Annotated in this window: 25 protein-coding genes and 1 tRNA gene; 15 read left to right on the forward strand and 11 right to left on the reverse strand. The window is 65.2% G+C overall.

What is annotated here, in order from left to right; translation table 11 throughout:
• Nucleotide 1: 1 nt before the first annotated feature.
• Entirely contained in the window at nucleotides 2-493 is a 492-nt protein-coding gene (locus AXW83_RS18265; protein WP_066615720.1) for a GNAT family N-acetyltransferase, read from the reverse strand.
• Complete coding sequence (locus AXW83_RS27200) at nucleotides 493-666, reverse strand: hypothetical protein (RefSeq protein WP_156640163.1); 174 nt, start codon at nucleotides 664-666, stop codon at nucleotides 493-495. The genes AXW83_RS18265 and AXW83_RS27200 overlap by 1 nt, the downstream gene beginning before the upstream one ends.
• A gap of 177 nt (nucleotides 667-843) precedes the next feature.
• On the opposite strand from AXW83_RS27200, the gene AXW83_RS18270 reads away from it, so the two are divergent.
• On the forward strand, nucleotides 844-1488 hold the full coding sequence (locus AXW83_RS18270) for a hypothetical protein (RefSeq protein WP_156640165.1): 645 nt from the start codon (nucleotides 844-846) through the stop codon (nucleotides 1486-1488).
• 49 nt (nucleotides 1489-1537) lie between these two features.
• Here the strand turns inward: AXW83_RS18270 and AXW83_RS18275 are convergent, their stop codons facing one another.
• Both AXW83_RS18275 and AXW83_RS26670 read right to left on the reverse strand, forming a co-directional pair.
• The gene (locus tag AXW83_RS18275) at nucleotides 1538-1879 is read right to left on the reverse strand and encodes a hypothetical protein (RefSeq protein WP_066615722.1); all 342 of its coding nucleotides are present in this window, start codon (nucleotides 1877-1879) and stop codon (nucleotides 1538-1540) included.
• 49 nt (nucleotides 1880-1928) lie between these two features.
• Nucleotides 1929-2183, reverse strand: coding sequence for a helix-turn-helix domain-containing protein (locus AXW83_RS26670; protein ID WP_335339324.1), 255 nt, complete (start codon nucleotides 2181-2183; stop codon nucleotides 1929-1931).
• A 73-nt stretch (nucleotides 2184-2256) separates the two neighbouring features.
• On the opposite strand from AXW83_RS26670, the gene AXW83_RS18280 reads away from it, so the two are divergent.
• Genes AXW83_RS18280 through AXW83_RS18305 form a run of 6 tightly spaced genes read left to right on the forward strand, consistent with a single transcriptional unit; the run spans nucleotide 2257 to nucleotide 5020 of the window.
• A complete protein-coding gene (locus tag AXW83_RS18280; protein ID WP_066615724.1) occupies nucleotides 2257-2649 on the forward strand; it encodes a hypothetical protein in 393 nt (130 codons plus the stop codon).
• 3 nt (nucleotides 2650-2652) lie between these two features.
• On the forward strand, nucleotides 2653-2901 hold the full coding sequence (locus AXW83_RS18285) for a hypothetical protein (protein WP_066615726.1): 249 nt from the start codon (nucleotides 2653-2655) through the stop codon (nucleotides 2899-2901).
• 14 nt (nucleotides 2902-2915) lie between these two features.
• The gene (locus AXW83_RS18290) at nucleotides 2916-3275 is read left to right on the forward strand and encodes a S24 family peptidase (RefSeq protein ID WP_066615727.1); all 360 of its coding nucleotides are present in this window, start codon (nucleotides 2916-2918) and stop codon (nucleotides 3273-3275) included.
• Nucleotides 3276-3312: 37 nt separating this feature from the next.
• On the forward strand, nucleotides 3313-4098 hold the full coding sequence (locus AXW83_RS18295) for a hypothetical protein (RefSeq protein ID WP_066615728.1): 786 nt from the start codon (nucleotides 3313-3315) through the stop codon (nucleotides 4096-4098).
• A 50-nt stretch (nucleotides 4099-4148) separates the two neighbouring features.
• Entirely contained in the window at nucleotides 4149-4838 is a 690-nt protein-coding gene (locus AXW83_RS18300) for a hypothetical protein (RefSeq protein ID WP_066615729.1), read from the forward strand.
• Complete coding sequence (locus AXW83_RS18305; protein ID WP_066615731.1) at nucleotides 4835-5020, forward strand: hypothetical protein; 186 nt, start codon at nucleotides 4835-4837, stop codon at nucleotides 5018-5020. Before AXW83_RS18300 ends, AXW83_RS18305 begins: the two co-directional genes overlap by 4 nt.
• Nucleotides 5021-5505: 485 nt before the next feature.
• Here the strand turns inward: AXW83_RS18305 and AXW83_RS18310 are convergent, their stop codons facing one another.
• The gene (locus tag AXW83_RS18310; protein WP_156640167.1) at nucleotides 5506-6168 is read right to left on the reverse strand and encodes a hypothetical protein; all 663 of its coding nucleotides are present in this window, start codon (nucleotides 6166-6168) and stop codon (nucleotides 5506-5508) included.
• 358 nt (nucleotides 6169-6526) lie between these two features.
• Nucleotides 6527-6601: transfer RNA gene (locus AXW83_RS18315), tRNA-Gly, on the reverse strand.
• A gap of 190 nt (nucleotides 6602-6791) precedes the next feature.
• On the opposite strand from AXW83_RS18315, the gene AXW83_RS18320 reads away from it, so the two are divergent.
• The 4 genes from AXW83_RS18320 to AXW83_RS18335 all read left to right on the forward strand — a co-directional run bounded on the left by AXW83_RS18320 (nucleotide 6792) and on the right by AXW83_RS18335 (nucleotide 10575).
• The gene (locus tag AXW83_RS18320) at nucleotides 6792-7316 is read left to right on the forward strand and encodes a prolyl-tRNA synthetase associated domain-containing protein (RefSeq protein WP_066615735.1); all 525 of its coding nucleotides are present in this window, start codon (nucleotides 6792-6794) and stop codon (nucleotides 7314-7316) included.
• Nucleotides 7317-7399: 83 nt separating this feature from the next.
• Nucleotides 7400-8299: a thioredoxin gene (trxA, locus tag AXW83_RS18325; protein ID WP_066615737.1), complete on the forward strand. Its 900-nt coding sequence runs from the start codon at nucleotides 7400-7402 to the stop codon at nucleotides 8297-8299.
• Nucleotides 8300-8318: 19 nt separating this feature from the next.
• Complete coding sequence (locus tag AXW83_RS18330; protein ID WP_066615739.1) at nucleotides 8319-8990, forward strand: LON peptidase substrate-binding domain-containing protein; 672 nt, start codon at nucleotides 8319-8321, stop codon at nucleotides 8988-8990.
• Between the two features lie 193 nt (nucleotides 8991-9183).
• Nucleotides 9184-10575: an MFS transporter gene (locus AXW83_RS18335; protein ID WP_066620762.1), complete on the forward strand. Its 1392-nt coding sequence runs from the start codon at nucleotides 9184-9186 to the stop codon at nucleotides 10573-10575.
• A gap of 30 nt (nucleotides 10576-10605) precedes the next feature.
• Here AXW83_RS18335 and AXW83_RS18340 read toward each other — a convergent pair whose 3' ends face one another.
• Nucleotides 10606-11844: an NAD(P)/FAD-dependent oxidoreductase gene (locus tag AXW83_RS18340; RefSeq protein WP_082767225.1), complete on the reverse strand. Its 1239-nt coding sequence runs from the start codon at nucleotides 11842-11844 to the stop codon at nucleotides 10606-10608.
• Nucleotides 11841-12662, reverse strand: coding sequence for a glutamine amidotransferase (locus AXW83_RS18345; protein WP_066615740.1), 822 nt, complete (start codon nucleotides 12660-12662; stop codon nucleotides 11841-11843). The genes AXW83_RS18340 and AXW83_RS18345 overlap by 4 nt, the downstream gene beginning before the upstream one ends.
• 251 nt (nucleotides 12663-12913) lie before the next feature.
• On the opposite strand from AXW83_RS18345, the gene AXW83_RS18350 reads away from it, so the two are divergent.
• From AXW83_RS18350 to AXW83_RS18360, 3 genes are read left to right on the forward strand one after another with little or no spacing between them, the layout of a single operon-like run.
• Nucleotides 12914-13555: a TetR/AcrR family transcriptional regulator gene (locus tag AXW83_RS18350; protein ID WP_168166119.1), complete on the forward strand. Its 642-nt coding sequence runs from the start codon at nucleotides 12914-12916 to the stop codon at nucleotides 13553-13555.
• On the forward strand, nucleotides 13552-14799 hold the full coding sequence (locus AXW83_RS18355; protein WP_066615742.1) for an efflux RND transporter periplasmic adaptor subunit: 1248 nt from the start codon (nucleotides 13552-13554) through the stop codon (nucleotides 14797-14799). The genes AXW83_RS18350 and AXW83_RS18355 overlap by 4 nt, the downstream gene beginning before the upstream one ends.
• A gap of 14 nt (nucleotides 14800-14813) precedes the next feature.
• Complete coding sequence (locus AXW83_RS18360; protein WP_066615743.1) at nucleotides 14814-17975, forward strand: efflux RND transporter permease subunit; 3162 nt, start codon at nucleotides 14814-14816, stop codon at nucleotides 17973-17975.
• Between the two features lie 52 nt (nucleotides 17976-18027).
• On the opposite strand, the gene AXW83_RS18365 is transcribed toward AXW83_RS18360, so the two are convergent.
• Nucleotides 18028-19071, reverse strand: coding sequence for an aldo/keto reductase (locus tag AXW83_RS18365; RefSeq protein WP_236841708.1), 1044 nt, complete (start codon nucleotides 19069-19071; stop codon nucleotides 18028-18030).
• Nucleotides 19072-19181: 110 nt separating this feature from the next.
• Between AXW83_RS18365 and AXW83_RS18370 the strand changes: the two genes are divergently transcribed.
• Nucleotides 19182-19853 carry a TetR/AcrR family transcriptional regulator gene (locus tag AXW83_RS18370; protein WP_210179613.1) on the forward strand — a complete coding sequence of 224 codons (672 nt, stop codon included), beginning with the start codon at nucleotides 19182-19184 and terminating at the stop codon, nucleotides 19851-19853.
• A 483-nt stretch (nucleotides 19854-20336) separates the two neighbouring features.
• On the opposite strand, the gene AXW83_RS18375 is transcribed toward AXW83_RS18370, so the two are convergent.
• Together AXW83_RS18375 and AXW83_RS18380 are read right to left on the reverse strand one after the other, a co-directional pair.
• Nucleotides 20337-21029, reverse strand: coding sequence for a hypothetical protein (locus AXW83_RS18375; RefSeq protein WP_066615749.1), 693 nt, complete (start codon nucleotides 21027-21029; stop codon nucleotides 20337-20339).
• Nucleotides 21026-22204: a hypothetical protein gene (locus AXW83_RS18380; protein WP_066615752.1), complete on the reverse strand. Its 1179-nt coding sequence runs from the start codon at nucleotides 22202-22204 to the stop codon at nucleotides 21026-21028. Before AXW83_RS18380 ends, AXW83_RS18375 begins: the two co-directional genes overlap by 4 nt.
• Between the last annotated feature and the right edge of the window lie 90 nt (nucleotides 22205-22294).

Here is a 22294-nt window from a genome sequence, read left to right on the forward strand (position 1 = left end):
TTCATCCCCTCAGCCACGGGCAGGTATGGGCGAACATCACCCACACGCTCGCGTCGGTATCGTCGGCGAAATAGCTCTTCGCCTTGCCTTCAAACTTGAACCCCAGCCGACGGGCGTAGTCCTGCGCCGGCTGGTTGTCGGCGGGGATGCGGCAGACCAGACGGCGCACGCCGAACTCGCCGAAGATCCAGTGCGCCAGAAAGCGCAGTGACGAGCGCTGAAGCAGCCCGCGATCGACCGCAGCGACCAGCTCGGCTTCACCGGTCGGGGTGACGTTGTGAAGCGCAAAGCAGGCCATGCGCTTGCAGTTGGCGAGGCCGAGGATCTGACAGGATGCGGCTGAGGCGATGGGGAGCCCGGTCATCTCCCGCAGGAAGGCCGGAAGGTCGGGCCGCTGTTTGACCAGGTCTTGCCGCGAGAGAATGACGCGGCCGGCATTGACGGTGGCGATATCGGGTCCGCCGTCAGCGTAGTGATCCAGGCTGGTTTCCATCAACGCGCTTCCGCTGTGACGAAAGAGCCCGCGATCTGCCTACGCAGAAGTTCGCGGATGATATGACCGGTGCTCTTCTTCTGGCGGCAGGCAATGGCCTCGATCGCCGAGCGCAAATCAGGCTCGACGCGGGCGGCAACACGTGCGGCCTTGACCGTTTTTTGCTGCTTCATGGCTGGCTCCCATTTCATGAGGCCAGTATGGCAGCAAATACTAAATGTGCAACAAAATCAGGTAGATAACCGTAGACAACCGTGTGCAATCAGTGACAACCGCCGGCCATCGACAGGCTACAATTGATGCGGCAAGATGGCGCAGCTAGATCCAGCAAATGGGCAGCGGGGGCAGAGATGAAAATTGGGATTGCAACGACGACTACGCTCGCGTGCGCCGTATTGTCAGGCGCGACGCTAGCCCAGCAGCCCAACCCCATCGATATCGCTCTAGCGCGAATGGAGGGAACAACCTCGGTCAGCTATTCACCGACATTCTCGAACGGCAAAATCATCGGGTGCGGGATCGAATTCAATGCGGTTGTCAGGGACTGGGCCTTCCGGAAAGGTGAATACGACAAGGTGTCAGGCTCCTTCGGAATCATGACTGCCAACCAGAATATTGCGCCCGTCCTAAAAGTCGTTGTCCATGAACTGGACCGCGGCGACTTCTCCCTGAAGCCCGTCCCGCCCAAGAAAGCATATGTGATTTCCGGAAATCGGAGCAATTTCGACAAGCTGGTCTCCAGCTACAATTCGGATACCCCTGGCGCGCTATTCTCAGTTTTTCAGCTTGAGCCCACGGTAAAGATGTACGCCGACGCACTCGGCTCCGGCACCCTTTCAATCCGATATGGCAAGTCGGCGTCCGGTATCGATGCCCCTCTGCGGATCGACTTGCGGGTTGTCGAAACGCAGGATAGCGGAAATCGCGTCAGGTCGGATAAGCCGATCGAGGAGATGTTTGGATGCATCTCGGATCTGTTCAAGTCTGTTCGATGAGCGTTGCAAATCACACCGATGCGGGACCGGAGGACGAAAGCCGCTGGGCCTAGGCAGGCTTGCAGTCGATGTAGACGACCCGCCAATCAGTCGGTGCGGCAATCACGACATAGCCACGGCTCGTGTCATAGGCCATCACGAACACCATATGGCCCGACGCGTAACGCCTGAAATCGACTTCTACGATATGATTGTAGAAATACTCGGATCGGTCGCCCCACCGGTGAAAAAGCCGGCCATCGGACACCCGGAAGATATCGGTCGCCTGCTGCGGCCTTCCCTGGGGGCTTGCTACCTCCCTCTCTGCTCTACAGGTCATGTTTGGCACTGCGGCGGTCGCCGCCGCGATGGGGGTGGCGAGAAGTGCGAACGCGACGACGGCGAGGCGCATGTCGAACAAATCTCCGATTGCTGCGTGCTGCACGCGGACTACCTCGCCATTAAGGGCGGTCGATACAGACGCAGTCCTTCCCGTCTGACGAAACGAACGAAACCCCGCCTAATGCAAAGGCGCTCCTAAGCTTTTCGAGGTTCGCCCCAGAACTGCGGAGTGGGCCAAATTGCGGGTTTTCCATCCGTTGGATCGTAGGCAGCGACAGCCCGGATCGGCTCGCCAGTTCCGCCTGCGACCATCCCGCAAGCTCGCGTCCTGCTTTTACCATCGTAGCCGTTTTCATGTCTAAAACATAATCCATTATGTTTGAAGCTTGACGCGCCCCGCATCATCAGTTATGCCTAGCACATAACGAAATGAGGCGCAGCAATCATATGACGCTAGCTCTTGCCATCACCGGCCGCATCACCTTCGACTTCGCCGCCATCATGCGCCGCGCCCATAACGAGGCCCGCTTCGCGCTCCAACTGAGCCGCGTCCGCCGCGAGCCTGCCAGCGCCCGCCACGCCATCATGTCCCACTTCCTGAAGAAGGCATGGACCGAGGCCAAGCGCGGGGCCTTAGAACTGCGCCGCTGCGCCGAGCAGGACATCGCCGTTCGGGCCCATCTCGCTGCCCGAGCCGCCGAGGCCGTCTCGCTCGCCGCGTCGTTCGGAAACGACCCTGACGCCATCCGCTGGGAGATCGAGCGGGAGAACTATCGTCAGCATTTCAATCCGGCCCGCGCTGATGCCCTGCGAGCCGCCCTGTCCAGCATGGGAGCCTGACCGATGGACCTCCGCCTGCTCACCTTCAACTACTGGATCGAGGCCGCTCGCGATCAGCTCGCCCGCGCCGCGCTCTACAGCGCGCCAGTCGTTCGGGCCGATTTCCTCAGGATGACGCAGTCCTTCGTTCGGCTCGCGCTTCGCGCCGCCAACGCCATGGCCTGCGCTGACCGCAAGGCGCTCTGCCTGCGCATCCTGAACTGGCTTCGCGCCGATCTGATCCGATGCAACCCCATTGCCCTCGCAGCCTGACAGGAGCCGTTATCATGGATCTGTTTCCGACCCCGCTTCGCCCCGACGCCTTCCAATCCGCCCGCGTTCGACTGCATCGCGTCGAGAGCGACAACATGGAGCCGACGCTGCGCAGCCGCTGGGATTATGTGCTGGTCGCTCCGGTCCATACCTATGCCGGTGAAGGCCTCTACCTGATCCAGCACGCCGAGGGCGACTGCCAAGTCTACCGCTGTCAGTGCAATGGCCAAGGCGATATCTGGCTGCTCAGCGACAACAAGCTCTACAGCCGCCACACCTTCAGCCGAGCGAAGTTCGAAGCTCGCGTGCTGGCCAAGGTGCTGGCCGATGTGAAGGTCCGCGACGACCACGAGCTGCGCGCGCTCGCGGCTTAGCCCCTCCAAAACCAAACCCTCATCAGTGGAGACCATCATGCTCAACGTTCACGTTGCGGCAGCCGCCGAAGGCTTGCCCGCTCTCAACCGCCGCCGAATGCTACTTGGCCTAGCCGCTGCTTCCTCCGCCGCCGCCGCACCTGTGTCAGCGGCGGTCGCCAGCCGGGGCGAGAATGAGGCCCTGTTGGGCCTCGGCGACGCTCTGCCCGCCGTCGTGGGCGAGTATCTGGAGGCCGAGGCGTGCCGCGCCGCCATCATCGACGCATGGGGTCCAAAATGGCCCCGGGCGCCCGAGGGCATCGTCTATTGGGCTGGCCCCTTCTCGGGAGACTGTGAGCGGTCGCTCACGGGCGCGGGCTTCAACTACGTCAAGCCTCCTGGCGGCCGTGCTGGTGACAACTTCCGCTGCATCCGCAAGGCAAGCACCCTCCGTTCCGGCGCCGAATTGTGGAGCAAGACCCTACGACGCTACCGCTCTCCGAAGAGCCGCGCCTACGCCCAGGAGCGGCTGGATGAATACGCCATCCCTCTCGCGCTAGCCGAGCCGTACGAGGCCGAGTGTGAGCGCATCCGCGACCTGTCTGGCTTCCCTCACGCTGACGCTCGTTTGAATGCGGCTCGCGATGCCCTGCTCGATCAGATTGCTCTGATCATGGGGGAGGAGCCCATCACGATGGCGGGCATCTTCGTTCAGGCCGAGGCGCTCAAAGCCGCCGCCCATCTTGAGATGCTCAGTCAGGCAGCGCGCCAGCATATGGACGGCATGAACTGGGGCCAGATCCTTGCGGCTTCCCTCTTGAGGATTGCCGGCGCCGCCGCCTGATCCCGACCCCTGACCCTCCGACCCATCCCTTCATAGAGGAGTGCTCTTTCATGTCGCTGACACGCCGTCTGTTTCTCAACCGCATCGGCGCGACCACGGCCGCCGCCGCTGCCGTCACCCTTCCGCCGGCTGCTTGCACCGTCATTCCCGATGACGCTCAACTCGTCGCGCTTGGCAAAAAGATGGAGCGTGCCGAGGCTAGCTTTGTAGAAGCCGATGATGCCTACCGATCCGCGCTGGCCCGTGCCCAGCAGATGGCGCCCGAGGTTCCCAAAGGCCTGATCGTCGATAGCCGCTATCAGTATCAGGGGCACACCGAACGCGAGCGCGGCATTGACCACGAGGTCATGCAGGACTGCCGTTGGCTTCTCACCGAGCGCCACCTGATGGACGAAGCCGAGATCTATGCCGGCCTGGTCGGTAAGGTCGCGCGTCGTAACGAGGAGGCGACGCGCAAGCTGCTGGCAGACCGCGCGGCCTACGTTGCCGGGATGGACGCCGCGAGGCAGGCCAGCGGCTACACCGACGCTTGCACGGTCCGACATTGGATCATGCGCGAGGTCGAGGATGCCGCGAAAGCCATCTTCGCGATCGAGGCGTCATCGCCGGCCGGGCTGCTGATTCAGGCCCGCGCATTCACAACCGCAGCCACGATGGAGAACGGCCGCAATTGGGTTCCGCACGTCTTCGGCCCCAAGCTTGCCGCCTCCGCCGAACGCGTCCTCGGTGCAACGTCATGAGCCCGGTTCGCATCACGGCTCGCCAGGGCAAGGGTCGGCCAGCCCGCACGACCTACCGCGTCAAGCCGGTGACGCTCCCCACCTTCGGCTTCTACGGCCATCTGCCCGTCGTCTATGCCGATGGCGAGTTGGTCATCGGCCGGCGCGTCATTCCGCTGGAGCGCCGTATGCGCCTGCGGTAGAGGCGCACAAGTGCGTTCGCTGAGCGATTCTGAGCAATCTGCTATTCGATAGGTTCGGCCGTTCGATCATCGAAAGGCATACCCATCGTCACAGACGGGGGAGGAGCGCTAGAAGGTGTAGGTCGAAACCGAAGTTTAATATCGCCCGCCAAAACGACATCAAAAGTGGTTTCGGTCACTCCAACAATCTTCCCGGAAAGCGCCGGGCGCGCCATGACTGTAATTTCGTCGCCGGTCGTATATGAGGGACGCGGGTATCCTGCCACGTGTGTCCTCTCGTGAACATAAAATCGTCCGCCTGTTCTTACATCGCCTGTATTTGTCTGCGCTACCCATAGGTTCATTGCTAATCTGTCTCCATCACAAGTAACTATATTTGCTCTCGCCTTGCCTCCGAAGCACCTCATGCAGCTCAATGTGAGAAAAGAGCGAGACAGAGGCGCGTACGCCCGAGGCAAGCTAGCCTCATCTGATTGGCTTACGTGCTAAGTCTTCGTTTGCTCTTGCACCGCATCAAACGTGTGAACATCAGTGCCGACCTTGATCAGGATCTGATAGCTTTTCGGCTTTGCGGCGGCGTCGCCTGCAGGCGGAGCGATTGCCACTGACCCGCCGTACCATTCGCTCGGCAGCAGGGTGTGGTCCTTCACATACTCGGCTTCCAAACGCGCCATGTTGGCCTGACCCTGGGCGACTGCACTATCAATCATCTGTGCGTTCTGAGCCGCAGCGTTCGATGATGCGATGGCGGCTAGGCCTGGGCTATATCCCGAGGTCGTCGCCTGGAGGGTGCCGCGCGGCGTATGGATCGTTGTCGAGCTTTGATAGTACCCAGCCCGTGATGCAGCGGCGGCGTTCGCCCCAGCCGCGACGCCGACAAGCAGCGCGCTGACAACTTGGCGAGTCCGTTCTTCCTGCTGCAGCTTTTCGTATGTCAGGACTTCGAGCGGCTGGCTGTTCGTGCCTTCGCCGAAGGACTGCATGACTTCAATCTCAGAGACGTTAAAGTTCACAGGCGCTTTGGACCGGCTCTGGATAGCGACCACGAAGCCAACCCGCTGACCGGATCGGATTTCGCGACCGGCGCTCAGCAAAACGATGGAATCTTTGCCTATCGACGATACCGCCGGACGGCCGTCACGGTTCAAGGCCGTCTGTCCTGTCCTCGCAGTGAAACGGACGCGGTCCGCTGCCATGCAGCCCGACAGGGCGAGCGCAAGCGCGCCCACAACAACTCTACTCAACATGGCAGCCCCCCAAACGCCCGGCGCGTTTGTGCGCTCTTGACGTCCGGTTAACAAAACATGAAGCCGCGCTTCTCACAAGAGCCGGTAGTTGTAACTGCCTCGGGCGTCGGACCATGCTATGCGCTTCAAGAGCAGCCGCACTATAGCGGGCATGCTAATTTAAGCTGCGGTGGACCCCATGTGGACCCCAAAGCAAAACGCCGCCCGGAGAGGGGCGGCGGCGCTTGGTGCCAAGTCATTGATATTGCTTATGATGTCCTGGAGCGGGAGAAGGGATTCGAACCCTCGACCCCAACCTTGGCAAGGTTGTGCTCTACCCCTGAGCTACTCCCGCATCAGGACATGGCCGCGCCGTTGCGGGCACGAGGCCGGCTTATTGCCTTAATCCGACGCGCAGTGCAAGCGCCTTGTTGCGCGCGTTTCGCCACGATCGGCGTGCGCCCGAAGCGCGGCAGGCTTGTCGCCCGGCTGCGCCGCAGCTAGGCATCGCCGCCACCTCGTCTCGTCCTGCCGCTAGAGCCGCCATGTCCCGCCCGTTCACGCCCGATCAGCTCTGTCGCCATATCGAGGAGATGGGACTGAACATCCGCCGGATCGAGCACGAGGCCGTCTTCACCGTGGCGGAATCGCAGGACCTGCGCGCCACGATGCCAGGCCTTCATTCCAGGAACCTGTTCCTGAAGGACAAGAAGGGCCGGCTCTTCCTGGTCAGCGCCCGCCAGACCGCGGCCATCGACCTCAAGCGCCTGCACGAGGTCGTCGGCGCGAGCGGCCGGCTCTCCTTCGGTTCGGCCGAGCTGCTGCTGGAGAAGCTCGGCGTCACGCCGGGCTCCGTCACCGCCTTTGCCGTGATCAACGACCCCGCCGGCGAGGTGACGCTGGTGCTCGATTCCGGCCTGATGACCGGCGAGACCCTGCATTTTCACCCGCTGATCAACACCGCGACCCTCGCGATCGGCCGCGACGACATGCTGGCCTTTCTGCGCAGCACCGGCCATGAGCCGCTCGTCGTCGATTTGCCTGCGCCCCGCGATGGACAGAACGCCTGAGCCTCCCCATCTATGGCGGGGTCGCGGGGGCAGCCCGACCGACCGACATTGACCAACGACGATAGCGCGACGAAGGACGACCCATGCTGCTCAACGACCCGGTGGCCGAACAGCCCGCTTTGATCAAAGATACGACGACGCAAAGCTTCCGGGAGGATGTCATTGCGGAATCGATGAACCAGCCCGTGCTCGTCGATTTCTGGGCGCCCTGGTGCGGCCCGTGCAAGCAGCTGACCCCGATCATCGAGAAGGTCGTCAAGGAGGCCAAGGGCAAGGTCCGGCTCGTCAAGATGAACATCGACGAGCACCCGCAGATTTCCGGGCAGCTCGGCATCCAGTCGATTCCCGCCGTCATCGCCTTCAAGCAGGGCCAGCCGATCGACGGCTTCATGGGCGCGCAGCCCGAGAGCCAGATCAAGGCCTTCATCGAAAAGCTCGTCGGCCCGATGGGTCCCGGCGAGACCGAGGAGCTCGTCGCCGCAGCCCAGGCCGCCGCCGAGGCGGGCGACGCGGCTGGTGCGAGCGAACTCTATGCCGGCGTGCTTGAGCTGGAACCGGAGAACCTCGCCGCCATCGCGGGCCTGGCCCGCCTGCATCTCGACATGGGCGATCTCGACGGCGCCAAGGGCATCCTGACGATGGCGCCCGAGGCCAAGGCCGCCGATCCGGCGATCGCGGCCATGCGCGCCGCGATCGAACTGGCCGAGCAGGCTGCGGCGCTCGGCGACACCGCCGAGCTGGAGGCGAAAGTCGCAGCCGACCCCAAGGACCATCAGGCGCGCTTCGACCTAGCGCTCGCCCTGAATGGCCGGGACCGGCGCGAGGAGGCGGTCGATCACCTCGTCGCCATCATCAGGGCCGACCGCAAATGGAACGACGACGGCGCGCGGAAGCAGCTGCTCCAATTCTTCGAGGCCTGGGGACCGATGGACGAACACAGCATGGCGGGCCGCCGCAAGCTCTCCACCCTGCTGTTTTCCTGATGCGAAGGACGAGGCTCCCATGGGCATGAACGCCGTCTACAACGGAGCCGAGGACTGCCCGCTGGTCGTCCCGGTCTTCCCGCTGGCCGGCGCGCTGCTCCTGCCGCGCGGGCAGATGCCGCTCAACATCTTCGAGCCCCGCTATCTCGCCATGATCGACGACGCGATCCGGACCCACCGCGTCATCGGCATGATCCAGCCCGAAGCCGAAAGCAGCCGGCAGGCGAGCGAGCCGGCCCTGCTGCAGGTCGGCTGCCTCGGCCGGATCACCCAGTTCGCCGAGACCGGCGACGACCGCTACGTACTGACGCTGACCGGCATCAGCCGCTTCCGCCTCATTGACGAGCTTTCAGTCACCACCCCCTACCGGCAGGCCCGGATCTCCTATGACGATTTCGCCATCGACTTCACCGCCCGCGCCGGCGAGGACGAGGTCGACCGCACCGGCTTGCTCAAGGCGCTGCGCTCCTTCGCCAAGGCCAACGAGCTCAAGATCGACTGGAAGGGCGTCAACGAGGCCCCCAACGAGGCGCTGGTCAATGCGCTCTCGATGATGTGCCCCTTCGGTCCGCGCGAAAAACAGGCGCTGCTGGAGGCTCCAGATCTCAGGAGCCGATCCGAGGTCCTGGTCGCGATCACCGAGATCGAACTGGCGCGCGGCGGCGGCGATCCCGAGACGACGCTGCAGTGAGCGTCGTTCAGTCCGCTTTTCATAGCTCGCATCCGCGCCGTCATCCCGGACGCAGCGAAGCGGAGATCCGGGATCCATGCCGGAACGCAGCTTCGAAGAGGCTCAGGCATGGATCCCGGGTCTCCCTCCGGTCGCCCGGGATGACAACGTGTTTTATTCTGATACTCGGATCACCAACGTCCCGGCGATTTCGATGAGCGGTTTCGTAGGGAGTCCGTCGATCGTCTATCCGCCGCGCCGCGCGGTCACCGCCTGGCTGTTCTTCGACTGGGCGGCGCAGCCCTTCTTCACGCTGATCACCACCTTCGTCTTCGCGCCCTTCTTCGCCTCGGCGCTGGCCTCCGACCCGGCATCGGGCCAGGCGCTCTGGGGCTATGCCACCGGCTTCGCGGGCCTCTGCATCGCTCTGCTGTCGCCGCTGCTCGGCGGCATCGCCGACCGCACGGGGCCGCGAAAGCCGTGGATCGCCGTGTTCGGCGCCTTGCTGGTCGCGGGCTCCGGCCTGCTCTGGTTCGCGGTGCCGGGTTCGCCCTGGGCCGTGCCGATCGCGCTCGCCGGCTTCGTCATCGCCACTATCGGCGCGGAATTCGCCACCACCTTCAACAATGCCATGATGACGCGGCTGGTGCCGCCCGAGCGGCTCGGCTGGCTCTCGGGCACCGGCTGGGCGATCGGCTATCTCGGCGGCCTGCTGTCGCTCGCCATCACGCTTGCCCTGCTCGCCGCCGATCCGCAGACCGGCCGGACGCTGGCGGGCCTCGTGCCCATCCTCGGACTGGAAGCCGCCGCACGCGAGGGCGACCGCTTCTCGGGACCGCTGACCGCGCTCTGGTTCGTCATCTTCGTCACGCCGATGTTCCTGCTGACGTCCGACTCGGCGAAGACCGGCATGAAGCTCGGCGAGGCGGCCAAGGGCGGCGTCGGGCGCCTGAAGGCGACGATAGCGGAGCTGCCCCGCCTGCCCTCGCTCGGGCGTTTCCTTCTCGCCAACATGATCTATCAGGACGCGCTCGTGGCGCTGTTTGCATTCGGGGGCATCTATGCCGCCGGCGTCTTCGGCTGGCAGACGATCGAACTCGGCATCTTCGGCATCATGCTGACGATCACCGGCACGCTCGGCGCCTGGCTCGGCGGCAAGCTCGACGATGCGATCGGCGGCAAGCGGGTGGTGCTCGGCGCGATCGCCTGCCTGCTTCTGGCCTGTATCGGCATCCTCTCGCTCGGCCGCGAGACCGTCTTCTTCGTCATCCAGGCCGCGCCCGCGACGCCGGGCGACGGGCTTTTCGCTTCGTTGCCCGAGCGGGTCTATCTGGGGCTCGGCCTGCTGATCGGCCTCGTCGCCGGCCCGCTGCAGGCCTCGTCGCGCAGCCTGATGGCGCGGCTTGCGCCCGAAGGCCGCGTCGGCGAGTTCTTCGGCTTGTTCGCTCTGTCGGGGAAGGTGACCTCATTTCTGGGGCCGACGCTCGTGGCGCTGGCGACGACTGTCTTCGCCAGCCAGCGGGCCGGTCTTGCCGTGCTGGTGGCGTTCTTCCTGATCGGCGGGGCGCTGCTGGCCGGGGTGAAGGTTAGGCCGGTCGGGTCCTGAACGCCCCGCATTGTTGCAGAACAGGGCGCGTTAAAGATACCGCTCTGGTGCGAAGGGCTGGGGATCGGCGGGCGGCGTCTCGCCACAGATCAGCGCAGCGAGGATCTCGCCCGTGATCGGCCCGGTCGAGAAGCCGATATGCTGGTTGCCGAAGGCGAGCCAGAGGCCGGGATTCTGCGGGGCTTCGCCGATCATCGGAAGGGAGTCCGGCAGCGTCGGACGTGCGCCGCGCCAGGTCTCGCCGACCGTTTCCAAAAGCGGAAAGGCCTCGCGCGCGCTCGCCGTCGCCTGATCGATCTGGCGATGCTCGTCGGGCGCGTCGCGCAGGCTCAGATCGACGCCGCTGGTGATGCGGTAGCCCTGCTCCATCGGCGCCATGAAATAAGCCGCATCGACGTCGTAAACGGGGCGCGACAGGCTGGCGCCGGGCTCCGGCCTGAGATGGCGATGATAGCCGCGTTCGACATCGAGTTTGGGATCGAGTCCGAGCGGCTTCAGGAGATCGCCGCTCCACGGTCCGAGCGCCACGATGGCGAGATCGGCCTCGAACGTTCGGCTGGCCGATCGCGCCCGCCATCCGGATTCGGTCGGCGACAGTGCTACGATGTCCGCCTGTTCGATTTGCCCACCCCGCGAGGCGAACAGCGCCGCATAGGCGGCCGTGACGGCGCCCGGCGAATCGACCGAACCGTTAGCCGGCGTCAGAAGTCCCGCAGGAAAGATCGGCTTAAGCGAGGGCTCCGCCGCCGAGATGCCCTGCCGGTCGAGGATTTCGGAGGCGATGCCATGCGCCGCGAGGAAGTCGCGTTCTGCTTTCGCTGCTGCGTGTCCAGCCTCCGTCCGCCAGACCTTGAGCGTCCCGTTCTCGCGCAGGCGATGCGACACGCCCGCCTCCACCATCAGGGCGCGGTGGCGATCGAGCGTGCTCGCCGTCAGGGAGTCGAGCGCGGCGGTGCGCGCGGCGGCCTGCGATGGGCGCGCCTCCCAGAGGAAGCGCAGCAGCCAGCCCGGGCGGGTCAGCGCGCGCTTCCAGTTCAGGTTTAGCGCCGGGTGGTGGTTGCCGAGATAGCCTGCAAGCTTGGAGAACAGGCCGGGATTGTTGAGCGGCACGATCGACGAGCGCGCCAATACTCCGGCATTGCCGTAGGAGGTTTCGGAACCCGGCTCGCGGCGGTCGATCAGCGTGACGGAGAAGCCGCGCTTCTGCAACGCGAGTGCGCAGCAGACACCGACCATGCCGGCGCCGAGGACGATGACGCTGCGGCTCACGCCTGAGCCATTTCGCTGTCGGCCGGCACTTTCAGCCAATGGTCGAGAAAACCATCGAGCCAGAGCCTGATCGCGGGGTCGTATTGATACCAGCCATCGAGATGCATGTGGCGCAGCTGCGCGCCCGGCATCAGCGTGCGCTCATGGCCCCGGATCGACCAGCGGCACATCATCGCGGGTGTGACTTCGGGATGGAACTGGATGCCGTAGACACGCGATCCGGCGCGGATGGCCTGGACCGGGAAATCGCCGCCCGTCGCCAGGCATTCCGCGCCGCTGGGGCAATCAAAGCCGTCGCGATGCCATTGATAGACGGTCGAGGGCCAGATAAAGCCGGCCTCGGCGGCATGGCTGCGCCCCGCCTCGGTCTGGTCGAGCCGGTAATAGCCGACCTCCGCCCGCCCCTCGCCATGGGTGTAGACCCGCGCGCCGAGATGTTTCGCCATCATCTGCGCCCCGAGGCAGATGCCGAGGAAAGGCACATCCTCCTTCAGGCAGGTGCCGATCCAGTCGGTCTCGACCTTGATGAAATCGTCGGGATCATTGGCACCCATCGGGCCGCCGAAGATCACGGCGCCCGCATGATCGCGCATCGTCGCGGGAAGCGGGTCGCCGAAGCGGGGCTTGCGGATATCGAGGACATGGCCGCGCGCCTGAAGCAGGCGGCCGACGCGTCCCGGCGTCGAATGCTCCTGATGCAGGACGATGAGGACAGGTTTGGGCGGCGGCTGCCGGCATCGGCTTGCAAGGGGGGTGCGGGGCTTGATGTCAGCCGAAGGCCGGCGGCCGGCAGGGAAGCGGAATGACTGGTCGTTCATCGCAGACGTCAGGACCGATCTCCGGAGCGGCGGCGCGTCATGAGGACACGCTGCCGGCTCACGATACGACAATGCAGTTCCATCAGGAACGGCGCAAGCAAGTCGTAGGCCATGCCGATGGCGCAATGGTGGCGCTACATGTTCCCGCAACGGCCGCGCGAGCGGAGACAACCGGAAACGTTGATTCAATTGACTCGGCCGCGCGGTTCCGCCATGAGAATGAACGTTCATTCTCATCTTTGGATCGTCTCGTGCCGCCACATCAAGTCGCCATCATGCAGGACAGCGCGCCTTCGCAGCGCCAGACGCGCATCCTCGACGCTGCCGAGCGCGTCTTCGCGCGCGCCGGCTTCCATGCGGCGACGATGCAGGATGTCGCCACCGAAGCGGGCATGAGCCCGGGCAACCTCTACCGCTACTTCGCCTCCAAGGACGCGATCATCGCCGGTATGACCGAGCGCGACCGGACTATGATCGCGGCCGATTTCGCTGGGCTCGATCCCAGCCGGGGCAGCGTGCTCGATCAGCTCGAAACGCTCGGACGTAAACATCTGGTCGAGGAACCGCGCGAGAAAGCCGTCATTTGCATGCAGATATGGGCCGAGGCGTCACGTAATCCAAAGATGGCGCAGATGTGCGCCGAGATCGACGGCACCGTGATCGGCGGACTGGCGCTCGCCATCGCCGGCGCCAAGGCGAGCGGCGAACTGCCGCCCGATCTCGACGATGCGCGCTTCCTGCAGGCGGTCTTCATGATGGCGGACGGCTTCTTCTGCCGCCGCGCCACCGATCCTGACTTCGACGCCGCCATGGCGGCGGAAACGCTGTTCATGGCCATGCGCGGCCTGGCGCAGGTGCTGCGGCTGCCGGCCGCGGAGACCGCCACGCCATGACCCTCCCCCTCGACTCCGCCTTTCCCGTTTCCGTCACGAAGGTCCGTTCGATGTCCCGTCTCCCGGCCGTTTCGCGCCTCGCCGGCGTTTCCCTGCTGGCACTGGCCGGCGCCTTGGTCTCGCCGCTCCAGGCGCAGACGCCGGCCGCCGCGTCGGCGCAGGCCGCGCCCGTCGCCGGCCCCTCCGTCACCGTCACCACCGCCAAGGTCAGCGAGATCGTCCAGAGCGTCGTCGTCTCCGGCTCGATGATCGCGCGGGACGAGGTTCTGGTCTCGCCTGAGATCGACGGTCTCGCCATCGTCGAGATCCTGGCGGAGCAGGGCGACAAGGTCGCTGCCGGGCAAGTGCTGGCGCGGCTGTCGCGCATCACGCTCGATGTGCAGAAGGCCCAGAACGATGCGCAGATCGGCCGCGCCGAGGCGGCGATCGCCCAGGCCAACGCACAGATCGTCGAGGCGCAGGCCAATCTCGTCCAGGCGACCAACGCCTTCGACCGGACCAAGGCGCTGCGCAACAACGGCAATGCCAGCATCGAGACATTCGACCAGCGCGATGCGGCGGCGCGCTCCGCCGATGCCAGGCTGAATTCCTCGCGGCAGGCCTTGGCGATCGCCAGCGCCGATCTCGCGCTCGCAAAAGCGCAGGGGCGCGAGATCGAGGTCCGGCTCGGCCGCACCGAGATCAAGGCGCCGACCGCCGGCATCATCAACCGCCGCAATGCGCGCATCGGCGCCACCGTGGCGATGGCCGGCACCGAGCCGCTATTCCGGTTGATCGAGGACGGGGCGATCGAGCTCGAGGCCGAAGTCGCCGAGGTCGAGCTGCCGGGCCTGAAGCTCGGCCAGCCCGTCGCCGTGCTGTCGGCCGGCGCGACCGTGCCGCTCGCCGGCACTATCCGCCTGATCGCGCCGGAGGTCGACAAGGCCTCGCGGCTCGGCAAGGTGCGGGTGGCGCTGAAGGGCAATCCGCCGGTCGCGATCGGCTCGTTTGCGCGCGGCATCATCGAGACCGGCCGCAAGACGGCGGTGACCCTGCCGCTGTCGGCGATCACCTATGCGCGCAGCGGGCCGGTGGTGCAGAGCGTCAGCGACGGCAAGGTCACCTCCAAGAAGGTCGAGATCGGACTGGCCGGCGACGGCCGCGCCGAGATCGCCTCGGGCATCGCCGACGGCGAGACCGTGGTGGCGCGGGCCGGCACCTTCGTGCGCGATGGCGACGTCATCACGCCGGTCGCGACGAACTGACGGAATCCGATCCGATGAACATCAACTTCTCCGCCTGGTCTATCAGGAAGCCGGTTCCCGCGATCCTGCTCTTCGTCGTGCTGTGCGTGCTCGGCCTGCTGTCTTTCTCGAAGCTGCCGGTGACACGCTTCCCCAATATCGACGTGCCGCTGGTCTCGGTCACGATCACGCAGTCGGGCGCGGCTCCGGCCGAACTCGAAAGCCAGGTCTCCAAGCGCGTCGAGGATTCGGTCGCCAACATCACCGGCGTCAAGCATGTGATGTCGACGCTGACCGACGGCTCCTCGGCGACGGTGATCGAATTCCGGCTCGAAACCAACACCGACCGCGCCGTCAACGACGTCAAGGACGCGATCGCCAAGGTCAGGGCCGACCTGCCGCGCACCATCGACGAGCCGATCATCCAGCGCATCGATGTCGAGGGCCAGTCGATCCTGTCCTATGGCGCGACCTCCAAGGGGATGACGCTGGAGCAGCTCTCCTGGCATGTCGACGATGTCGTCGCGCGCGAATTGCAGGGGCTGAAGGGCGTCGGGCGGGTCGAGCGCTATGGCGGCGTCGATCGCGAGATCCGGATCTCGCTCGATCCCGACCGCCTGCTTGCGCTCGGCACCACGGCGGGCGAAGTCAACCGCCAGATCCGCGCCACCAATGTCGATCTCGCCGGCGGGCGTGGCGAGGTCGGCGGACAGGAACAGGCGATCCGGACGCTGGCCGGCGCCCGCACCGTCGCCGAACTGGCCGAGACCAAGATCACCCTGACCGGCGGGCGCGAGGTCCGGCTGAAGGAACTCGGCCGCGTCGAGGATTCAAATTCCGAGCCGCGCGCCTTCGGCCGGCTCGACAAGCTGCCGGTCGTCTCCTTCGCGGTGTTCCGCTCGAAGGGATCGAGCGAGTTATCGGTCAAGGATGTCGTCGCCGCCCGGATCGACGAGCTCAACAAACGCTTCCCCGACATTGCGCTCAAGCCGATCGACGACGCGGTCGCCTATACCCACGGCAACTACAAGGCCGCGATGGAGACGCTGCTGGAGGGCGCGGCGCTCGCCGTGCTCGTCGTCTTCCTGTTCCTGCGCAACTGGCGGGCCACGCTGATCACCGCGATCGCGCTGCCGCTCTCGGCGATCCCGACCTTCTGGGCGATGGAGCTGATGGGCTTCTCGCTCAACCTCGTCAGCCTGCTCGGCATCACGCTCGTCACGGGTATCCTGGTCGACGACGCCATCGTCGAGATCGAGAACATCGTCCGGCACATGAAGATGGGCAAGTCGCCCTATCGCGCCGCGATGGAGGCCGCCGACGAGATCGGTCTGGCGGTCATCGCGATTACGCTGACGATCGTGGCGATCTTCGCGCCGGTCTCGTTCATGGGCGGTGTCGCCGGCCAGTATTTCCGCCAGTTCGGCCTGACGGTCGCGGTGGCGGTGCTGTTCTCGCTGCTCGTCGCGCGGCTGATCACGCCGATGATGGCGGCCTATCTGATGCGACCGGTCAAACATGCCGACGCCAAGGACGGCCTCGTCATGCGGGGCTATGTCGGGCTCCTGCGCGGCACGCTCAAGGTGCGCTATCTCACGCTGATCATCGGCTTCGCCTTCCTCTGGGGCTCGATCCAGGCGACGGCGCTGCTGCCGACCGGCTTCATCCCCGACGAGGACACCTCGCGCGTGGTGGCCTCGGTCGAATTGCCGCCGGGCTCGACGCTGGAGGACACCCGCGTCGCAACCGACCTGATCGTCGACCGCCTGCGCGAGATCCCGGAAGTCACCAACGTCTTCGTGCTCGGCGGCGCCTCTCCGACCGGCCAGCGTGAGATCCGGCGCGCCGCCGTGACGATCCTGCTCAAGCCCAAGGCCGAGCGCACCGCGCGCCAGAAGGACCTCAAGGTCGTCATCGCGGAAAAGCTCGCCAGCGTTCCAGACACCCGGGCCTGGTATGTCAACGAGCGCGGCGAGCGCGAGATGGCGTTCTCGATCCTGTCGAAGGACGGCGCTGCGCTCGACGATGCGGTGGCGCGGATCGAGAGCCGGATGCGCAAGGTCGAAGGCTATCTCAACGTCGCGTCCTCGGGCTCGCTGTCGCGGCCGGAATTGCGCGTCACGCCGAAGCTCGAACAGGCCGCCAATCTCGGCGTCACGCCCGAGGCGATCTCCGAGGCCGTGCGCGTCGCGACCATCGGCGATGTCGGCGCCAATCTCGCCAAGTTCAATGCCGGCGACCGGCTGGTGCCGATCCGCGTCCAGCTCGACGAGGCGGCCCGCACCGACATCCGCAACATCGCGGCGCTGCGCGTCACCAATACGAGCGGCGTCTCGGTGCCGCTGACGGCGGTGGCCGATATCGGCTTCGGCGAGGGCCCGAGCTCGATCGACCGCTACGACCGCGTCCGCCGCGCCACCATCGGCGCCGACCTGAAGCGCGGCTTCGAACTCGGCACGGCGCAGGACACGTTCAACCAGATCGTCAAGGAGGTCGGGCTGCCCGACGGCGTTTCCATCGCCGCCACCGGCGACGCCGAGATCCAGGGCGAGGTCGTGCAGGGCTTCATCACCGCCATGGCGACCGGGCTGATGCTGGTGCTGGCGGTACTGATCCTGCTGTTCGGCTCGGTCTTCCAGCCGATCACGATCCTGCTCTCGCTGCCGCTCTCCTTCGGCGGCGTCGTGATCGCCTTGCTGGCGACCGGAAACCCCGTCTCGATGCCGGTCTATATCGGCCTGCTCATGCTGATGGGCATCGTCACCAAGAACGCGATCATGCTGGTCGATTTCGCGGTCGAGGAGGTCGCGCGCGGCAAGGACCGCCTGACCGCGCTGCTCGAAGCCGGTCGCAAGCGCGCCCGCCCGATCGTGATGACCACGATCGCGATGGCGGCGGGCATGATGCCGTCTGCCTATGGCGTCGGCGACGGCGGCGAGTTCCGTGCGCCGATGGCGATCGCGGTGATCGGCGGGCTGATCGTCTCGACCGTGCTCTCGCTGGTCTTCGTGCCGAGCTTCTACGCGGTGATGGACGACCTCCAGAAGCTGGTCGCCTGGGCCTTCGGGCGCTTCCTCAGCAAGCCGGAGGATGAGAGCCTGTGGGAGCCGATCGACGAGCATGGGCACGGGCCGGCCGGGGCGGGGGCGATGCAGATGAAGCTGCCCCTGCCGCCGCCGCGGTTGGCGGCGGAGTGAGAGGGGATCGCTTCTGCGACCTAGCCGGCACTGCAAAAGCCAGTGCCGGGCATCAGCCAGTTCGCTGGACCGAGCTGCCGCCGAAGACGACCTGCCGGCGTAGCGCAGGCGTGAAAAGGCTGTAGAGCATCCTTGGCTCGGCTGACGCGCTGGCGGCATCCAGCGTCGCGCGGTGTTCCGGCGACAAGTCGACATCGAGAGCTGCGGCATTATCTGCGATCTGATCAGGTCGACTGACGCCCATCAGTGTCGAAGACACGCCCGGTCGTCCGATCACCCACGCGAGCGCGACGCGGGCCGGGGATTGCCCGATGTCCTTCGCCACGAGGCGCACGGCGTCGACGATCGCCCAGTTGCGTTCTGTGAAGAGGCTGTCGCCGAACGGATTGGCTCCATCGAGACGCTTGTCGTCGGCCGGGCGCTCGGCGTCATGCGACCCGGCATACTTCGGCAGTCCCGCTGCCCGAGGGCCCGACGCCTCCACCGCGTCACGCCGATACTTGCCTGTGAGCAGGCCATAGGCGAGCGGGCTCCAAGGCACGACGCCCAGACCGAATTCAGCCGCGAGCGGAACATGCTCGTCCTCGATGTCGCGGTTCACGAGCGAATAGAAATACTGCAGCGCGATTGGTCCCGGCAGCCCGCGCAGCGCAGCCAGCGTCGCGATTTTCGAGACGAACCATGCAGGCGAATTCGAGATGCCCCAGTAGCGGATCTTGCCGGTCCGGACGAGGCCCGCCATCGTTTCCAGGAGCTCCTCGGCCGGCGTCACGCTGTCCCAGACATGGAGCCAGTAAAGATCGACATAGTCGGTGCGCAGCCGCGCCAAGGAGCGATCGAGCGCCGCAAGAACATGCTTGGCCCCGTTGCCTCCCGCGTGGGGGCCCTGGCCGGCGGCAAAGCCCGACTTCGTCGCAAGTACGATTTGGTCACGCAGGCCACGCTCCCTGATGAAGCCGCCGAGCATCTCCTCGCTGCGACCGCTTGCATAGACGTCGGCGGTGTCGACCGCATTGCCGCCAGCCTCGACATACGCGTCGAAGACGGCTCTGCTTCCGGCTTCGTCAAGCCCCCAGCGAGCGGTTCCAAATGTCATGGTTCCCAATGTCAGAGGACTGACGGCAAGGCCTGAGCGGCCGAGGGTGCGGTAATCGGTCAAGGGCATGAGGCTCTTTCGTATGGATCACTATGAAATTGATAGCCTGATTGCCGATCGGTGTCAATTGTTTCATATTGGTCGCTATGAAAGACCTGTCGCCATCAACGCGCCGCAAGACTGGGCGTCCGCTGTCCTTCGATCGGGAGGCAGCCCTCGAACAGGCGATGCTGCTTTTCTGGCGGCATGGGTATGAATCGACCTCGCTCGCCGATTTGACGGCGGCCATGGGCGTGACGCCTCCCAGCATCTACGCGGCGTTCGGCGACAAGAAGCAGCTTTTTCTGGAATCGGTCCGCCGATACCTTGCCGGCCCTGTGACGGCACAAGAGATGATCGATTCAGCCGACACGGCTCGTGGCGCCGCCTGGACTCTGCTGGAACAGTCAGCGATCGCGTTTACGGGCGACACGACGCCGCCCGGCTGCCTGCTCGCGACGGGCGCGATCACGTGTTCGGCCGGCGCGCAAGATGTCCAGTTGGAATTGGCTCGGATGCGGGGGGCTATCGAAGACAGCTTGCGCGGAAAGATCGTGCGGGCGGTTGAAAGCGGTGAGATGTCGCGTCAGACGGATCCAGACGCCTTGGCTGGACTTGTTATGGCCGTCATCCAGGGACTGTCGACGCTGGCTCGGGACGGAGCCTCACGGGACAAGCTTTCCGGCGTGGCCCGGGCAGCCATGTTGGCCTGGCCGCCTGATCCACATGCTCAAAGAGTCTAGGGCAGTGACGGGCGTCTGGTTTCGGGCGAACCCTCCCTATCTGGTGGCGAAGAGAGGCCTCGCGCAGCACCCACACCCAAACCCCCGACCGGCTCGCACCGCGGGGTTTCGCATCGTCTGCAACCCGAAGGGGATGCGCGGAGCCGGTGGCGGCGCGGGCCTGACCGCGTGCCGATGTCGAGTGTCGATGTCGAGGTCGATGCGGCCTGAAACGGCCGCCACCGGACTCCGCGCGCGGTTCTCTATGATTGCGCTCGCCGCCCATTAAGGTCGGGCATGACCAGGATTGCTGAAGGCCCCGGCGACGAGCAGCCCCTCCATGGCACGAATCCGCGACGGCCCATGCCATGAACACCGCATTCCACCCGGCCGCACGACACCTCGCGACAGCCCCCTCGGTCGGGCGGAACGGGGGGATGTTAGGCGGTGTCGCGGGTACCGGGGATAACGTCATGATCCGGAGCGCCAGACGTCGAAGCAGGATCAGGTCCTGGGCCGCTGCTCGAAGGGAAAGGGCGTCTTCTCGTAGATCGTCTGCAGGCCGTGCAGTTCGACGAATTGTCGTTCCCAATCGTGGAGCAGCGCAGCGACGCCGGCCTTGTCGCCGGCCTGCGTCAGGGGCCAGAGTTCCTCCATCGCCTCCTGGTAGGTCGTTTCGCTCCAGAAATAGGTCTCGCGATAGCCCAGCGCCAAAAGCTCGCGTGCCGCCTCATCGACCAGATCGAAGCGTCCGAGCGCGGCGTTGATGTAAATCCGGTTCATGACCTCCTGAAGACCGCGGTCCCAGAGCACGGAGGCCGGGTGCTTGAGCGCCAACATCCGCTCGACGGTGTCGATCGAGTGGAGCAGCGGAAGAATCGTCTCCTCGATGACCTCGACGAAAGCATCCTGCTGGCGAGGATGGGACCATCTCATCTCATCGAACACAGATGTTAGGAAAGGTACTCCGCCGAACTGCGTCAGGGGGGCCCTCGCCCTGAAGCTATAGGAAAAGAACCACTGGTAATCCGGAATATCGCCGATGCCGGATCGACGGATCGCAACGCCCCGAACCATATGGGTGATGGGGGTCAGGATGAGATCGACCCCCTCGAACTTCGACTCGATGGCAAAAAGCTCCGGATGCCGTTCCAGGAGCGGGCGCAGCAATCGCTTGATCTGGCGCTTCGTCGTCATCGCTTGGTCGGGCGCACTTCCATTACGATCGCTCGGCTACGGCTAAACCTGCTGAAATAGGCGGCCCGCCCGAGAATGTAGGAGCGGGACGTCCCCAGACCGGCAGCGCCCGTCTTGAAGTCGTATACGCAGACCGTTCCGTCCAGCCGATACTCGATCGCGTCGATCCGGACCGTTCCCGATTGACCATACTCGGCACCGGAAAGGCGCCCTTCCTCAACTTGCTTGAGAAAGGATCTCTCGGGATAAAGGTCATGAAATCTGTTTTCCTTGATCCGCTGCTCCAGCTGCTTGTGAATATAGGTGCCATAGGCGGCCTCCGAGGGGTAGTCCTTGATCGAACCTGCCTTCCCGACTTCCTCGTCCAGCAACGTTTGCATATCCGGCAAGTATTTGCAGGCGGCCGTCGCTTCCTCATCCGTCACCCGCCCGCTCAAGCTGAGGTCGAGCGCTCCCGGCGCACTCGGCTGGTACTCCCGCGCGTTGAAGCCCATGACGGCCTGCTGGCCGTCGATCCCGTTGGAGGGCGATTGCCAGTTGAACAGGATCGCGCCGCCGATGATGATGGCGGGGGCGACGACCATCGGGGCGAAGGCAGGTTGGATCGTCGCATCGGCTTCGGGCCCGTCGGGCGTCCAGAGCGTCCGGCTGACGATTTCGCCGTCTGCCCCGCCATACCGGATCGTCTGCGTCCGGTCCGTGGTCTCGAAATTGACCTTCTCGCCGCTGTCGAGCGTGACGGTGTGGCGCTCGTCGAAGCCTGCTATGCGCGAGGCGGCGTATTCGGACTGGATGGTGCTGCCGTCGCGGTTGACGATGTCGCGTTCGAAGATCGAACCGTCATCGCTCCAGCCTTCGTCGTAGGAAGACCAGGCCTCGTCGCCGCTCTCATCGAGGACCGTGCCGCCGTCCGGGGCGAACTCGGCGAGGCCGCCGCCTCCGTCGAAACCAAATCCCGGCCGGGAGCCGCCCCCTCCTCCGCCGCCGCTGGTCCACTGTCCGCCGGTGGCATTGCCGCCGGGCATGCGGGGCTGATCGGGGTTGAATTTGCGCTGCGACAGGTCGCGGCGCAGCAGTCCCGCTTGATCTTGCAGGCGGATCAGGCGGCGGCGCAGGTGGATGATGTCGCCGTGCCGGCTTGCGCCGAACAGGTGGTGGCCTTGGTGGTCTGGCATTGCGCGCTCCCGGGTTGGAGCGCGTCATTGTGCTGCCGGTGGAGACCGCGGGGATAAGTCCGGCTGGCGCCGGGGCTGCTTACCAAAGCA

Source organism: Bosea sp. PAMC 26642 (assembly GCF_001562255.1).
Taxonomy (GTDB): Bacteria; Pseudomonadota; Alphaproteobacteria; order Rhizobiales; family Beijerinckiaceae; genus Allobosea.